The organism is Sporomusa sp. KB1 (assembly GCF_007830295.1).
Classification (GTDB): Bacteria; Bacillota; Negativicutes; order Sporomusales; family Sporomusaceae; genus Sporomusa.
This window is the reverse complement of record NZ_VLKC01000002.1, coordinates 668,595-683,561: the sequence shown is the minus strand read 5'-3', so window position 1 is coordinate 683,561 and position 14,967 is coordinate 668,595. Positions and strand designations below refer to the sequence as shown.

The window sequence follows — 14,967 nt, the reverse complement described above, 5'->3', positions numbered from 1 at the left end:
GAGAAGGGGCTGTCGCAGTAGTGATAAATTTATCGCTAGCGACAGCTCTTTTCTTTGCCAAAAGCAAGACACTCTCTTTTTTAATTACATATCTATAAACGAGAAAGAAAGAGGAAAAAAGAATATGCGGAACAAGGAAAACCACATCATACAATGACTGGCGGTTGTATTGAATTTACTAATCAATGGATTAAGGATTATGCTACCCGGCGTTTAGTGCCTGAAATCATTGAATATAAAATATTTTCATAAAAACAATAAATATAAGCAATTGGACGCAATGAACATTAGCTATTACGATAACTGGTGTTGGTCAAATACTACTCTGTAGGTTACTTTATTTTGATACAGAGTTTCAAATGATATAGTGGTTCTAAATAGCTAAAACTTGAAAGGCGGGGGATATACTTGAATGAAATTGAATCAATCATTAAAGCGGCTCCATACCTACAGAAAGCTCATCCTCATGATTGTTGTGTGCTAATTTGTGATGTTGAAGGAATGATAGTTTATTTTCTACCTGCAAGAACTTTTCATACAACGGCTATTGTTGGAAATAAGGTATCTTCAACTGGTGCATTGGCGCGAAGTCTACAATCTCGAAAGGAAGAGTTTGTAGTTGTTCCCAAAGAAGCATACGGCTATATTCATAAGGCTGTAGCAACACCAATTTTTCAAAATGGGGAATTGATAGGGGCAGTTGGCACTGGTACAAGTCTTGAAAGTCAAGAAGTACTTTATAATGCCGCCCATCTTATGGCTAGTACTTCGCAGCAACTTTCGGCAACAACAGAAGAATTAGCATCGATGGCAACGCAATTATCACAAGATATTTTTTATATACAATCCAGCGGAAAAAACGTCCTTAGTTATATTGAGAAGACTGATGATATTTTAAAATTTGTTAATAAAGTTGCAGCAGATTCCAACCTGCTTGGACTTAATGCGGCCATAGAAGCCGCTAGAGCTGGCCAGCATGGCCGGACTTTTGCAGTAGTAGCGGAAGAAATTCGTAAGATGGCGATTAATAGTGTCGAGGCTGTGGTACAAATTAAAAATATATTGCAGGAGATACAAAAGGAGACATTTAAGCTAGTGGATACTGTAGGAAAAACTAGCGAACTGGGTGAAAGGCAAGCTGCGGCAACTGAGGAAATATCTGCTTCTATGCAACAGCTTGCGTCAACTGCAATTGATATAGAGAAGGTTGCTGAAGTATCTTGAATTTTTAAATAGTTATGGGTAATAAATGATCAGGATGCTGCCCGGCGTTTGGTGTCTGAAATCATTGAATATAAAATATTTTCATAAAAATAATAAATATAAGCAATTGGACGCAAGGAACATTAGCTATTACGATAATTTTGTGAATTTTTCTAAATACAACTTATTAACAAATGTAATAAAGGAGATAATTTTAATGAAAAAAGTATTTATAGTTGGTGCAGGACAGATGGGACTTGATATCGGACAGGTATTTGCAAAGGCTGGAATAGAAGTTGTATTCAGAGATATGACTTCTGAGATATTAGCAAATGCTATGATAAAGCTTACTACAGGATTAAATAAGCTTGTAGCTAAAGAAAAGATGGATGAAGCAGAGAAGGCTATCATTTTAGCAAAGATTTCAACTACCATAGAATTAGCCCCTGCAGCAGACGCAGACTTAGTAATTGAAGCTATCATAGAAAATGCTGATGTTAAGAAAAAGCTATTTGCTAATTTGGATGCTATTTGTAAACCGGAAACCATCTTAGCTTCCAATACATCTTCTATATCCATTACAGAAATAGCAGCGGCAACTAAGAGGCCAGACAAGTTTATTGGTATGCATTTTTTTAATCCTGCGACTGTTATGAAGTTAGTAGAGGTAATCAGAGGTTTAAATACTTCCGATGAAACGTTTAAGACAATTTATGACCTTTCTAAAAAAATTGGCAAAGAACCTATTAAGGTCAAAGAAGGACCTGGATTTGTTGTTAATAGAATATTAGTTACTATGATTAATGAAGCCATTATTGTAGCAGAAGAAGGATTGGCATCTGTGGAAGATATCGACAAGGCTATGAAATTAGGTTGCAATCACCCAATGGGACCGTTGGCGTTGGCTGATTTAATTGGATTGGATACTTGTTTGCATATTATGGATGTTTATTATGCAGAAACAGGTGACTCTAAATATAGAGCAGCCAGGTTATTACGACAAATGGTTCGTGGTGGTAAGCTGGGAAGAAAGAGTAATGTAGGCTTCTATGATTATACAAAATAATTTAATCCAGCAACAGAATGACGTTTGTGTTGTGAAACTTCTTCCTTGGGCTGAAGAAATCCCTATAAGCTGTAAAATGCTAATCAAAAAATCATAATGATTTCAACGACCACCTGATTATCATATATCAGGTGGTTTTTTATTGCCCTGTGGGGTTACTTTGACGGTTACGAATAGGATGAATAAAACTCCGGCACAATGCAGCTTGTTGTGCTGGAGTTTATTTTTTGATAATGCAACCTATAGATTAAGTGTTTATATTGACTCTGACAAAGTTCATATTTCTAGTTTAGGCATAATTGCTTAATCTAAGGGGAATTTAATAAAATTTTTTCATAAAAACAATAGATATAAGCAATTGATATGAAATGTATACTAGGTTATTTTTTAACTTCTGAGTAAATGACCTGGGAAGCAATCATGGTAAGCGCTTGATTTGCGATGCGTAAACTACTGTTTGTCTGCTGTAGCGGGGTGGTCAAAAGGTAATTAATTAATGAAATATATTCATTAAAACAATGAATATATGCAATTGGACGCAAGAAGCATTAATTATTATCATATGGATAGACAAAATTTTGTGAATTTTAATAACTTATTCAAATTATCAAGAAAAGGAGATAATCAGATGGATTGGAAGCAAGAGTACAAAAAAAAGGTAGTTACAGCCGAAGAAGCAGTAAAGCATATTAAGTCAGGTGACAGATTAGTATTTTCCCATGCGGTTGCTGAGGCAACGACGATTACAGATGCTTTAGTAGCAAATAAGGAACAATATGAGAATGTTGAAATCGATCATTATATTCCTATGGGGAAAGCAGAATACTGCTTACCGGAAAATGCTAAGCATTTTAGACATAATACATTCTGTGCAGGACCAAAGACAAGAGATGCAATTAATTCATCGCGTGGTGATTATACACCGGGGTTTTTTTATGAAACACCTACCTATTTTAAAACGACATTGCCGGTAGATGTGGCAATCGTTCAAGTTTCAAGACCAGATAAACATGGCTATTGTAGCTATGGACTGTCTGTAGATTATATCAAGCCGGCGGCTGAGGCAGCAAAGATGGTTATTGTAGAGGCTAATGACCAGTGTCCAAGAACATTTGGTGATTGCTTCATTCATGTTTCAGAAATTGATTATATTGTTGAAACATCAAGACCACTTATCGAATTACAGCCAACTGTGATTACAGATGTCGAAAGAGCTATTGGAGAGAATTGCGCATCACTAATTGAAGATGGATCCACCTTACAGCTTGGTATTGGCGCAATCCCAGACTCTGTATTACTTTTCCTGGATCGTAAAAAAGATTTGGGATTACATAGTGAAATGCTTTCTGACAGTGTTGTCGGACTTGTAGAAAAAGGGATTATAACTGGCAAAAAGAAAGGATTGCACGATGGATTGTTAGTTGCATCTTTCGCCATGGGAACAAGGCGTTTGTATGACTTTATGGATGACAATCCATTAGTCAGTCTATGTCCGATTACTTATGTTAACGATCCAAGAGTAATTGCCCAAAATAATAAAGTGGTTTCAGTAAATTCTTGTATTCAGGTTGATTTCTCAGGTCAGGTTGTTGCCGAGAGCGTTGGTTCCAAACAGATTAGTGGCGTTGGCGGGCAAGTGGATTTCGTAAGAGGAGCAACTATGAGTCCTGGTGGAAAGTCAATTATTGCCTGCTCATCAACAACTAATGGCGGGAAAATATCAAAGATTGTGCCCTTACTTGATTATGGAGCTGCAGTAACGACTTCAAGAAATGATGTCAACTACATTATTACCGAATATGGTATTGCACAACTTAAAGGGAAAACAATTAAGCAAAGAGCCCGTGCATTAATAAATATTGCACATCCGAAGTTTAGAGATGAATTGATTCAAAAATTTGAAGAGATTTACGCAACGAAATTTTAAGGGAGGGAAATATTTATGAATTTTGAGTTCTCTAAAGAACATCAACTTTTGAGAAATATGTTAAAAGAATTTGCAGAAAAAGAAGTGAAGCCACTAGCTGCTGAAATTGACGAAGAAGAAAGATTTCCTAGAGAAACCGTTGAAAAATTAGCGAAATATGGTTTACTTAGCCTACCTTATCCCAAAGAGTGTGGCGGAGCTGCCGCAGATAGCATTGCTTTTGCGATGGTTATTGAAGAAATATCAAAAGTCTGCGCAACTACAGGTATTATTATTTCAACTCATTGTTCATTGGGAACTTATCCAATTTATGCTTATGGCACTCCGTATCAGAAAGAAAAATATTTACCTGGTTTGGCAAGTGGAACAAAGTTAGGTGCTTTTGGACTAACAGAGCCAGGCGCTGGTAGTGATGCGGCTGCCCAGCAGACGAAAGCTGTATTGGTTGGTGATCATTATGTCTTAAATGGAACAAAGACATTTATTACCAACGCTGGTGAGGCAGATTACTATACAATCATGGCAATGACAGATAGGTCTAAGGGAACAAAAGGCATTTCTGCATTTCTTGTAGAAAAGGATTTCCCTGGATTTAGAATCGGCAAGCATGAAAAGAAAATGGGTATTAAAGGTTCATCTACAGGTGAATTGATTTTTGAAGATTGTATCGTCCCTAAGGAAAATCTTATCGGACAAGAGGGTAAAGGCTTTAAGATTGCCATGGAAGGCCTGGATGCTGGCCGGGTTGGCATCGGGGCTATGGCTCTTGGTATTGCTCAGGGTGCATTGGATGAAACAATCAAGTACGTTAAAGAAAGAAAGCAGTTTGGCAAGAGGATTTCTGAATTCCAGAATACCCAGTTTGTTCTGGCGGATCTTCAGGCTAAAGTCAATGCTGGACGTCATTTGACATATCATGCTGCCTGGTTAAAGGATCAGAAGAAACCATATGCTTATGAAGCTGCAATGAATAAATATTATAACTCAGCATTGGCATCAGAAGTAACTACCAAGTGTCTACAGCTATTTGGAGGTTATGGTTATATGAGAGAATATCCGTTAGAGAGAATGGTAAGAGATGCCAAGCTTACAGAGATTGGTGAAGGCACAAACGAAGTTTTACGAATGGTAATGGGAAGATCCATGGGTGTTATTTAAAGACAGATACGGAAAGGAGACCAATATGAATATTGTTGTTTGTATTAAACAAGTTCCGGATACTACGGAAGTTAAACTTGATCCAGTCAAAGGAACCCTTATCAGAGAAGGTGTATCAAGTATTATTAATCCGGATGATAAAGCCGGTATAGAGGCAGCATTACGTATTAAAGAACAAGTCGGCGGAACGGTTGCATTAGTTTCCATGGGCCCGGCGCAGGCCGATGTGGCTTTAAGAGAAGGTCTAGCGATGGGGGCCGATAAAGCTATTCTTATAAGTGACAGAGCATTTGGTGGTGCTGATACATGGGCGACTTCCTCCACGATTGCGGCAGCACTTAAAAAACTGGATTATGATTTAATTATTACAGGCAGACAGGCTATTGATGGTGATACTGCTCAGGTTGGACCACAGATTGCAGAACATTTAGGTTTGCCACAGGTAAGTTACGCTGAAGAAATCCAGGCATTTCAAGACAAGCTGATTATCAAGCGGCAATATGAGGATAGATATCACATGTTAGAGGTAAAAACCCCCTGTTTGATTACTGCCTTGGCTGAGCTTAATATACCTCGATATATGTCGGTTCAGGGGATTTTTGATGCCTATAGGGAGAAAGAAGTTATTACTTGGACATTAGCTGATTTACAAGACACATTGGATCAGGCAAACATCGGCCTGGCAGGTTCACCAACCAGAGTTAAGAAGTCATTCACAAAACCATTAAAAGCATCTGGAACTGTTTATAATGTAGAAGCCGATGAGGCAGTAGACTTAATTATTACTAAGTTGGATGAAAGACATTTGATATAGAGGTGAAATGAAACTATGAGCCAAAATGTATACGTTTTTGCAGAGCAAAGAGATGGCTGTATTCAAAAGGTAACATTAGAGCTCATTGGCAAAGGTAAAGAGCTTGCCAATGTGCTAAATCAAAAAGTTGTCGCTATTTTGTTAGGAAAAGATAGTAAAAGTTTAGCACAAATTTTAATCGAATATGGTGCGGATAGTGTCAGATATTTAGATCATCCTGTTTTAGCAGAATATACAACAGAACCGTATACCAAAGCAATTTGTGAGGTAGTTAAGCAAGATAAGCCGGAGATTGTTTTATATGGGGCAACAGCCATTGGCAGGGATTTAGCCCCAAGAGTGTCAGCTCGAGTCCATACAGGACTAACAGCGGATTGCACAAAACTTGAAATTGACGATACTTCCCAAAATCTTTATATGACCAGACCTGCTTTTGGTGGAAATATTATGGCTACCATTGCCTGTGAAAAACATAGACCACAAATGGCAACCGTACGGCCGGGTGTAATGCAGGCAATTGACAGAGACTCAGCAAGAGTTGGATTAATCTCAGAAATTGAAATGGATTTAAGTGAAGCAGATATGAATGTGAAAATCTTAGAAGTTGTCAAAGAAGAAAAGAAAAAGATAGATATCTGCGAAGCGAAGATTCTGGTAGCCGGTGGTCGTGGGGTTGGTAATGCCGAAAACTTCAAGATTTTGAATGAACTGGCAGAAGTTATCGGCGGAGAGACTGCAGCATCCCGATCTCCGGTAGATGAAGGTTGGATTAGCCATGATAAACAAGTAGGCCAGACTGGTAAAACAGTTAGACCTGATTTGTATATTGCTTGTGGTATTTCCGGCGCCATTCAGCACGTTGCTGGTATGGAAAGTGCTGAATATATCATTTCGATTAACAAGAATACAACAGCACCGATCTTTGACGTTTCCGATATGGGGATAATTGGAGATTTAAATGTAATTATTCCTAAACTAACAGCTAAATTGAAAAAGCGAAAAGAACAAATGGGGGTGAATGCATGTCAGATTTGAAATGCGGAGATGTTGAATTAAACAGAGATGAAGGCGGCCTTGTAAGAGACGCCACGCAAAGCCATATTAAGGTGAAAAATGTATACAACCCGGAAGACGTCGCTGCTATTGAGTATGAAACCGAGATTGCAGATCCCGGACAGTACCCGTTTACAAGAGGTCTCTATCCCAATATGTATAGAGAAAGATTGTGGTTGAAGTCATTTATTGTGAGTTACTCAACTCCGGAAGAAACTAACGAGGCATTCAAATCCTATATTAAAAACGGCATGAATGACTTGCGGTTGCTTGCTGACTTGCCGATCCAGTCTGGTATAGACCCGGATCATCCCTGCTCATGGAATAGTATGATGTGTGGCGGTATGTCCACTTATGCCATTAATGTCTATGAAAAGATGTTGGAAGGTATTCCTCTTGAAGGTGTTACGTATGAATTAGCCCATCAAAATGTTTCTTCTTCAATTTTCTTCCATGGTATGCTTTTTGCCATGATGGAAAAAAGAGGACTCAATACGTCCACTTTAAAAGGCAATGGTATTTGTGACCCGATCCGCGCTAAGTTAGTATATGCCTCACCGGATTGGCCGACAGAAATCAACAGAAGAGTATGTTTAGATCATATTGAGTTCTGTAATCAGAATACACCAAAATGGAAAGCGATAGCCCCAAATGGTGTTGACCCATGCCAGGCTGGGATGAATGCGATACAGGAAATCGGTGTCGTTTTGGCTGTTGCTTCTGCAACAATTGAAGACCTGCAAAAAAGAGGAATTAGTATTGATGACTATGGCAGTATGGTTGTTTCTTTAGATGCTGAATCGGATTTCTTTGAGAACATTGCAAAGTTCCGCGCAATTCGTAAAATGTGGGCAAAAATTGCCAAAGAGAAATTTGGGGCAAAAACTAAAAAAGCAATGCATATGAAAATCGGTATTCGTACCTCTGGTCTGTCTTTACAGTGGCAAAAACCTTTAAACAACGCATCTAGGGTTGCGTTCCAGATATTAAGTTGTGTATTCGGTGGTGTTGGTTCTATCGATGCGTCAAGTATTGATGAAGCGGTTGGGCTTCCATCTTACGAAGCGCGTATGTATAACCTGGATACACAGCATATCATTACCCATGAAGCAAATATTGCGCTTGTGGCAGACCCCTTAGGTGGTTCGTATTATCTTGAATGGATGACTGATAAATTTGAAAAAGACTGCAATGAGTTCTTGAAAGATATCGAAGAACGAGGTGGCATCTACGAGTGTCTTGATACCGGCTGGTTGAATGCAGTAATGGAAGAAAACAGACTGAAGATTCAGCGAGAAAAGGCTGAAGGCAAACGTTTGATTATCGGTGTAAACTCATTTAAAGGTGAAGAAGGACCGATCAATAAAGAGATTTCTAATTGTGCATACAAAGTGCCTACTGAAGAAATGCGTGCCGACAAGATAAAAGAGATCAAAGAATTCAGAGAAACACGCAACAAGAGAGCTTTATTTGAGTGCTTCAGAAGACTTTATCTAGATACAAAAGAAGGTCGCAATATATCCAGAGCTATGATTGATGGAATTAAAGAAGGTATGACCATGGGTGAAATGTGCGGTATTGTGAGACTTGGATATGGTATTGGTTATGACCCGATGGAAATGCTTCCAACACCGGATTATGTACAAGAAGCATTGAAGGAGTGTTTATAAAATACTATGCGAAAAATTAGAGTTTTAGTTGCAAAAGTAGGCTGCGATATCCATGAGCGTGGAGCCCTCACCATGCTGACAGTTTTTAGAGATGCAGGTATGGAGACTATTTATACTGGTAGATTCCAAACCGAAGAGGGTGTTGTTAATGCGGCCATCACGGAAAATGTTGATGTTGTCTGTGTTTCTGATTTGACAGGAAGTCTTGTCATTATTTGCCGAAAGATTGTAGATGGTTTAAAAAAGCAAGGCAGCGATGATATTTATGTAGTATGTGGTGGTATTATTACCGATCAGGATCGTATTGAACTAAAAGAAATGGGCGTTGCGGGTGCTTTTGGAACCGGATATCCACCAGAAGAAACCGTAGGATTCATACAAGAGCTAGTCAAAGACAGACTTAAATAATATGTTGCTGACCAAAGGATATGGTGATATGAACAATCGGTATATAGATGAGTTAGTTGATAGAATACACAATAAAGACAGAAGAAGCCTTGCAAAGGCAATATCTATTGTAGAAGATCGCTTAGATGGCATGGAGGAGCTTTTAAATAAAGCCTATGCCTATGCCAATAGGAAGACCGCAGGTCTGATTATTGGTGTGACAGGTCCTGGGGGCGCAGGAAAATCAACAATGATTGATAAGTTGATTTCAGAATTCCGTAAAGAGGGGAAGACGGTGGGTGTCATCGCTGTCGACCCCAACTCTCCATATACCGGAGGTGCGGTTTTAGGTGACCGTGTTCGAATGGGTGTTCACAATATTGATCAAAAAGTATTTATACGAAGCTTAGGAAATCGTGGATGTATTGGCGGTATTTCTGAAGGAACAAAAAACATTTTATATCTTTTTAAAAACTATGAATTTGATGTCATTATTGTTGAAAGCTTGGGTGTAGGCCAGGATGAGACAGAAATCACCAATTTCGTCGATGTGACAATTGTGGTACTGGTACCGGGATTTGGCGATTCTATCCAGATGGCTAAGGCTGGAATTCAAGAAATCGGCGATGTATTTGTGGTGAATAAATCGGACAGGCCAGATGCGCAGCTATTTACCAATCAGCTGTCAGGCTCTTTTGCGGCACTCCCAATAGAAAAAAGACCTGCAATCATTAATGCTGTTGCAAGTGAAGGGAAAGGTATTAACGAACTAGTGGCAGCGATATATGACGCGGCAGAAAAGCAGATAGCCAATAAAGAAGTAAAAGCCATTCGCAGAATTAAATCTGAGATCGGGTCAGAGGTAAGACAATATCTTGAACGTATTATCCGGGAAACGGTAGAATCAGAAGCTATAAGAGTGTCGGATAATGAATCGACCCCCTTTGACGTAGCAAAGAGAATTATCAGCCAGATTGAATTTAAGAAACTTTAGACTTGGGAGTGATGAAATGAAAGACGTTTATATAGTAGCGGCTGTAAGAACGCCTATAGGCGATTTTAATGGGGAACTAGCTTCAAAAAGCGTAGTAGACTTAGGTTGTGTAGTAACGGAAGAAGTGATAAAAAGAGCGGGTATTGACAAATGTTGTATACAAGAAGTTGTTGCCGGTATGATATATAAGGCTGGTCAGAAGGGTAACCCTGCCAGGCAGATTCAGATTAGATGCCAGTTGCCGGCAAGTGGGTATGCTTGTACAATTGATCAACAGTGTGGCTCGGGTATGCGAGCTATGGAAGCCATCTCTGAGAAGATTATGTTAGGCAAAACAGATGTAGGTATTGCAATTGGTATGGAAAGTATGTCCAATGCTGCGTATGTTTTAAATAATGTAAGAAATTTAAGAATGGGCGATACAACTCTTAGTGACAGCATTACATTAGATGGATTAAACTGTGCCATTTGTAATTATCATATGGGCGTTACTGCAGAAAATTTAGCTGAAAAGTATGATATATCACGTCAGGAGCAGGACAAATTGGCATTATTAAGTCATGAAAGAGCATTGAAGGCTCAGCAAGAAGGAAAATTTCAAGAAGAAATAGTTCCTGTAGAGATCAAAGATAGAAAAGGAACTATTACCTCGGTTGATAAAGATGAACATCCAAAGAAAACTACCATGGAAACTTTGGCAAGGCTGAAGACAGTGTTTAAAAAAGATGGAACAGTGACCGCCGGAAATGCTTCCGGTATTAATGATGGTGCCGCTGCGCTGGTATTAATGAGTGAAGAAGCAGTCAAGAAGTATAACGTAAAGCCTATAGCAAAAATTAAGGGGATTGCTTCCGTTGGTGTGGAACCACAATTCATGGGGATTGGTCCTGTATTTGCCATTCCTAAAGCTTTGGAGTATGCAAAGCTTACTATGAATGATATTGGATATTTTGAAATTAACGAAGCCTTTGCCGCTCAATTTTTAGCTTGTAATAAAGAACTGAAGTTGAATATGGAAAAAGTAAATGCAAATGGTTCCGGAATCGCTCTGGGACATCCGGTAGGCGCTACTGGTGTTCGCATAATCGTCAGTTTAATTTACGAGGCTAAACGAAGAAATGTAAAATATGGCGTCGCTTCCCTTTGTGTAGGCGGTGGACCAGGAATTGCGTCTGTTATTGAAATAATGTAAAAAATGTAAGAGATTAGACACTTTTGGTTTATATATTTCGATCAGGATTTGTGATGTGTTGATGTTCTGTAAGCCAACGTAGCACAAAATCACGAAACTTATTAACGATGGGAATCGTGTAGCTGTCCTTACGCCACGCCATGCAAAGCGTACGCTGCGCGATGGGATTGCCAATCTTTAATACGGCACATTTAGTACGATCAATGCTGGCAATTGGTGGAATTAAAGCGATGCCAAGTCCGTTGGCTACAAAGCTGGCTACGGTCGCGTCTTCATTAGCTTCGTAAATAATTTTAGGCACAAAACCAGCCTTTTCCATCAATTTCATAGCTGGTTTTTTGAAAAGTGTATCATAACTGTAGAATATGAACTTTTCATCTTTTAGTTCAATCAAATCAACCTTACCTTTTCGAGCCAAAGGGTGATCAATAGGAACAAGAACAAATAAATCTTCAATAGAAATAATAGCTTTCATAAATTCTGTTTCTTCCTCATCCTCGGTGTAATCTGTACAAAAGCATAAATCGATTTCGTTATTGCGTAACATTCGCAGCATGATTTGGGTTGGTTGCTGATGAAAAGCAAATGTTACTTCAGGACATTCAAGGCTAAAGTCTTTGATTAAGTGCGGCATAAGATTTACACCTATAGTATAAAGCGAAGCTAGACGAATGTGTCCGGTGGTTGGAGATACCAAAGATTGTATTTTGAGTTGACCAAGGAAAATTTCTTTTCTGGCAGTGTACAAATGATCAAGGAAGATTCTCCCATAGTAATTTAATTCAACACCTCGCCCCTTTTTGGAAAAAAAGGTGACCCCAAGTGCTTTTTCAAGATTGCTGATTGCCTTACTTAATGCTGGTTGCGTAATACAAAGAATATCTGCGGCTTTTGTGTAGTTTTGAATTTCTGCTAGCGTTATAAAATATTCAAACTGATTCCAGTTTACATTATTCATTTTATAATCTTTATTTGTCATTTTATTACCTCAATTTTATTAATATAAAGATTATTATGATTATAACACAAAAAAATAAAGAAAGTGGAAGAGTGTAAAAAATATGAATGATATTAAGGTAGCGTTGCTAGCGGACAAGAGTATAGCAATACTATCCATAAATCGACCTGAAAAACGGAATGCGTTTCGTATGGAAACTATAGAGGAAATGGCGGGTGTAATTCAACGCCTGGAGGACATGCCTCAAATTAGATGTACCATTATTACTGGTGAAAGTGATAATGCTTTTTCTTCCGGTGGCGATATGAGGGCTGAATTGCAATATTCGAAAGAAGAACCTTGGAATTTGAAAAAATTCAACGACTTGGGTGGAAAAATGGTGCTGAGCATTATTAATTCCAGAATGCCTTATATCGCAGCAGTCAATGGATTTGCTTTTGGAGCAGCATTAAGTGTTATTACAGCATGTGATTTTTCTTTGGCTTCGGAAAACGCAGTTTTTGCTATTCCAACATCAAGCATGGGTGGCGTTCCAGGCTGGGGGTGCACACAACTGCTTCCAAGGGCTATCGGAAAACAAAGGGCACAAAGAATATTGTTAGGCAATGAGCGAATTGGTGCTGTAGAGGCATATTCCATGGGATTAATTGGAGAAGTCGTTAAAAGTAGCGCATTAATGCCAAAAGTAATGGAACAGGCAGAAAGAATAGCATTTTATCCTCCACAGGCCATAACCGCAATTAAAATTGCTGTGAATCATGGTTTGGAAGATACTTTGGAAAAAGGTATTGCGTTAGAAGGAGATATGTTAATGCAAGTTAATCCAGACTCGAATTTTCAAGAAGGGCTAGAAGCTTTTTTCGAAAAAAGAACACCTATAGTAAATTATGATCAGGTTTTCGTTTACAAGCGGTGATTGACGAATCCTGTTAGCCACTGTTCCTTTCCTTTAGCAGCAGGTTGCACTCTGGCAGAAATCCTTAGAGATATGGGAGGTGGTAACCTAAGCAATTTGGAACAAAAGCTATTCATAGCTGACTTTAAGGGAATTCAAATACTGTAGCCGAGATTACAGTATTTGAATGATGGAGGTGTTAGTAGGCCCCTAATTTTCACAATATTCATAATGGGAAAAATTGTAGAGCAAATTTAGTTAGGTTATTTAAATATTTTCAGTTGGAGGCGAAGAAATGAATAAAGGTTTTCGTTGGTATATAATTGGAATGGTTATCTTGATAAACATGGTAAATTATTTTGACCGGACTTCAATCACATATGCATCGCAGTATTTCATTACTGAATATGGTTTAAACGCAAAAACTTGGGGAGAAGTACTGGGCTTCTTTGGTTACGGATACGCTGCTGGTGCTGCCCTGGGGGGAACGCTGGCTGATAAAAAGGGAGCTAAATTTGTTTGGTTATTAGTAGCGTCAGTATGGTCGCTGGTAGAGATATTTACTCCGTATGCTGGTGATATTGGCATTGCTGCTTTCGGTGGTTCGGCACTCCTGGGATTGGCAGTATTCCGTATAGTTTTCGGGTTGGCGGAAGGACCAACTGCTGCAATTTCCAGTCGGTCATTACAAAACTGGAGTGCTCCTAAAGATAGGGGCTTCACAGCGGCGATGGCGCTCGTCGGCGTACCTGGAGGAGCTATGCTTGGTGCTCCCGTTTCTGTAGGACTGTTGGTGCTCCTGGGCGTTAAAGGTTCTTTCCTGTTTTTGGGTGTGGTAGGTTTTATCTGGATCCTTATTTGGCGAAAAATATTTACCAATATGCCGGAAAATAATAAATGGGTTAGTTCCGAAGAATTGGCGGAAATTCGTACGACAAAAGATATGTTGACAAATGAAAAGACTTTGGATCAGTCGATGCACAATAAGGTGCCATGGTATGAGTTTTTTCAGAACAGAACCCTGGTGTTAAATGCAATCGGTTATTGGTGTTTCATGTACATCAACTTTGTTTTATTGACGTGGACGCCAAAATATCTTCAAGATGTATTCCATCTTCAATATTCTTCTCTGTGGTATTTGGGAGCCGTCCCCTGGATTGGAGCTACAATTACGGTTCTACTAGGCGGTAAAATTTCGGATAAATTGAAAGTGAAGACAGGCAGTTTACGAATTGCCCGTGGGGGATTTGCGGCCGCTTGTTATGTTTTTACCGCGATAAGCTTCTTTGTGATACCATATCTTGAAAGTTATCAATCAATTCTATTCATGCTGTTTGTCGGCAATGCCTTAAACTATTTGCCCAACTCAGTACACTGGTCAGCACCTGTTGATATCGAGCCTGATAAGGCAGGAACTTTTGGCGGGATAACCCACGGCATAGCTAACACTTCAGCAGTGGTTGGTCCAACATTAAGCGGCTACCTCGTTTACAATTATGGATATCCTTCCATTTTCTATGCTGCAGGTTGTGTAATCACGGTAGGAATCATTGCGATGCTATTCGTTGGGAAAAAACGGGAATCAATACAATTGGAAACGGGAATGTCTAACTAACGAAATGTAAAATTGCACTAAATAGGAAATCCGCG

The 14,967-nt window shown here is 39.0% G+C and carries 13 protein-coding genes; 12 read left to right on the top strand and 1 reads right to left on the bottom strand.

Going from position 1 to position 14,967, the window contains the following annotated elements; translation table 11 throughout:
* The first annotated feature begins 408 nt into the window (after positions 1-408).
* From SALPA_RS06945 to SALPA_RS06900, 10 genes are all read left to right on the top strand, one after another.
* The gene (locus SALPA_RS06945) at positions 409-1,224 is read left to right on the top strand and encodes a methyl-accepting chemotaxis protein (protein WP_145091477.1); all 816 of its coding nucleotides are present in this window, start codon (positions 409-411) and stop codon (positions 1,222-1,224) included.
* Positions 1,225-1,420: 196 nt separating this feature from the next.
* Positions 1,421-2,269: a 3-hydroxybutyryl-CoA dehydrogenase gene (locus tag SALPA_RS06940; protein ID WP_145091475.1), complete on the top strand. Its 849-nt coding sequence runs from the start codon at positions 1,421-1,423 to the stop codon at positions 2,267-2,269.
* Between the two features lie 562 nt (positions 2,270-2,831).
* Positions 2,832-4,196, top strand: coding sequence for an acetyl-CoA hydrolase/transferase family protein (locus SALPA_RS06935; protein WP_255450934.1), 1,365 nt, complete (start codon positions 2,832-2,834; stop codon positions 4,194-4,196).
* Positions 4,197-4,211: 15 nt separating this feature from the next.
* Positions 4,212-5,354 carry an acyl-CoA dehydrogenase gene (locus SALPA_RS06930; protein ID WP_145091469.1) on the top strand — a complete coding sequence of 381 codons (1,143 nt, stop codon included), beginning with the start codon at positions 4,212-4,214 and terminating at the stop codon, positions 5,352-5,354.
* Between the two features lie 25 nt (positions 5,355-5,379).
* Positions 5,380-6,168: an electron transfer flavoprotein subunit beta/FixA family protein gene (locus tag SALPA_RS06925; RefSeq protein ID WP_145091466.1), complete on the top strand. Its 789-nt coding sequence runs from the start codon at positions 5,380-5,382 to the stop codon at positions 6,166-6,168.
* A 15-nt stretch (positions 6,169-6,183) separates the two neighbouring features.
* The gene (locus tag SALPA_RS06920; protein ID WP_145091463.1) at positions 6,184-7,203 is read left to right on the top strand and encodes an electron transfer flavoprotein subunit alpha/FixB family protein; all 1,020 of its coding nucleotides are present in this window, start codon (positions 6,184-6,186) and stop codon (positions 7,201-7,203) included.
* On the top strand, positions 7,191-8,891 hold the full coding sequence (locus SALPA_RS06915) for an acyl-CoA mutase large subunit family protein (protein WP_145091460.1): 1,701 nt from the start codon (positions 7,191-7,193) through the stop codon (positions 8,889-8,891). Before SALPA_RS06920 ends, SALPA_RS06915 begins: the two co-directional genes overlap by 13 nt.
* Positions 8,892-8,897: 6 nt before the next feature.
* A complete protein-coding gene (locus SALPA_RS06910) occupies positions 8,898-9,299 on the top strand; it encodes a cobalamin B12-binding domain-containing protein (protein WP_145091457.1) in 402 nt (133 codons plus the stop codon).
* Between the two features lie 28 nt (positions 9,300-9,327).
* Positions 9,328-10,272: a methylmalonyl Co-A mutase-associated GTPase MeaB gene (gene meaB / locus SALPA_RS06905; RefSeq protein ID WP_186450952.1), complete on the top strand. Its 945-nt coding sequence runs from the start codon at positions 9,328-9,330 to the stop codon at positions 10,270-10,272.
* A gap of 16 nt (positions 10,273-10,288) precedes the next feature.
* A complete protein-coding gene (locus tag SALPA_RS06900; protein ID WP_145101792.1) occupies positions 10,289-11,464 on the top strand; it encodes a thiolase family protein in 1,176 nt (391 codons plus the stop codon).
* Positions 11,465-11,492: 28 nt separating this feature from the next.
* Here the strand turns inward: SALPA_RS06900 and SALPA_RS06895 are convergent, their stop codons facing one another.
* Complete coding sequence (locus SALPA_RS06895; RefSeq protein WP_145091451.1) at positions 11,493-12,443, bottom strand: LysR family transcriptional regulator; 951 nt, start codon at positions 12,441-12,443, stop codon at positions 11,493-11,495.
* 82 nt (positions 12,444-12,525) lie between these two features.
* Between SALPA_RS06895 and SALPA_RS06890 the strand changes: the two genes are divergently transcribed.
* Both SALPA_RS06890 and SALPA_RS06885 read left to right on the top strand, forming a co-directional pair.
* Positions 12,526-13,338 carry an enoyl-CoA hydratase/isomerase family protein gene (locus SALPA_RS06890; protein WP_145091448.1) on the top strand — a complete coding sequence of 271 codons (813 nt, stop codon included), beginning with the start codon at positions 12,526-12,528 and terminating at the stop codon, positions 13,336-13,338.
* Between the two features lie 274 nt (positions 13,339-13,612).
* On the top strand, positions 13,613-14,932 hold the full coding sequence (locus SALPA_RS06885; RefSeq protein WP_145091445.1) for an MFS transporter: 1,320 nt from the start codon (positions 13,613-13,615) through the stop codon (positions 14,930-14,932).
* Positions 14,933-14,967: the final 35 nt, after the last annotated feature.

What these genes read in the sequence shown, in the direction of transcription:
- SALPA_RS06895 (WP_145091451.1), bottom strand. Translation starts at nt 12,443, where the DNA reads ATGACAAATAAAGATTATAAAATGAATAATGTAAACTGGAATCAGTTT.
- SALPA_RS06940 (WP_145091475.1), top strand. Translation starts at nt 1,421, where the DNA reads ATGAAAAAAGTATTTATAGTTGGTGCAGGACAGATGGGACTTGATATC.
- SALPA_RS06930 (WP_145091469.1), top strand. Translation starts at nt 4,212, where the DNA reads ATGAATTTTGAGTTCTCTAAAGAACATCAACTTTTGAGAAATATGTTA.
- SALPA_RS06900 (WP_145101792.1), top strand. Translation starts at nt 10,289, where the DNA reads ATGAAAGACGTTTATATAGTAGCGGCTGTAAGAACGCCTATAGGCGAT.
- SALPA_RS06910 (WP_145091457.1), top strand. Translation starts at nt 8,898, where the DNA reads ATGCGAAAAATTAGAGTTTTAGTTGCAAAAGTAGGCTGCGATATCCAT.
- SALPA_RS06885 (WP_145091445.1), top strand. Translation starts at nt 13,613, where the DNA reads ATGAATAAAGGTTTTCGTTGGTATATAATTGGAATGGTTATCTTGATA.
- SALPA_RS06915 (WP_145091460.1), top strand. Translation starts at nt 7,191, where the DNA reads ATGTCAGATTTGAAATGCGGAGATGTTGAATTAAACAGAGATGAAGGC.
- SALPA_RS06890 (WP_145091448.1), top strand. Translation starts at nt 12,526, where the DNA reads ATGAATGATATTAAGGTAGCGTTGCTAGCGGACAAGAGTATAGCAATA.
- SALPA_RS06935 (WP_255450934.1), top strand. Translation starts at nt 2,832, where the DNA reads ATGGATAGACAAAATTTTGTGAATTTTAATAACTTATTCAAATTATCA.
- meaB (WP_186450952.1), top strand. Translation starts at nt 9,328, where the DNA reads ATGAACAATCGGTATATAGATGAGTTAGTTGATAGAATACACAATAAA.
- SALPA_RS06920 (WP_145091463.1), top strand. Translation starts at nt 6,184, where the DNA reads ATGAGCCAAAATGTATACGTTTTTGCAGAGCAAAGAGATGGCTGTATT.
- SALPA_RS06925 (WP_145091466.1), top strand. Translation starts at nt 5,380, where the DNA reads ATGAATATTGTTGTTTGTATTAAACAAGTTCCGGATACTACGGAAGTT.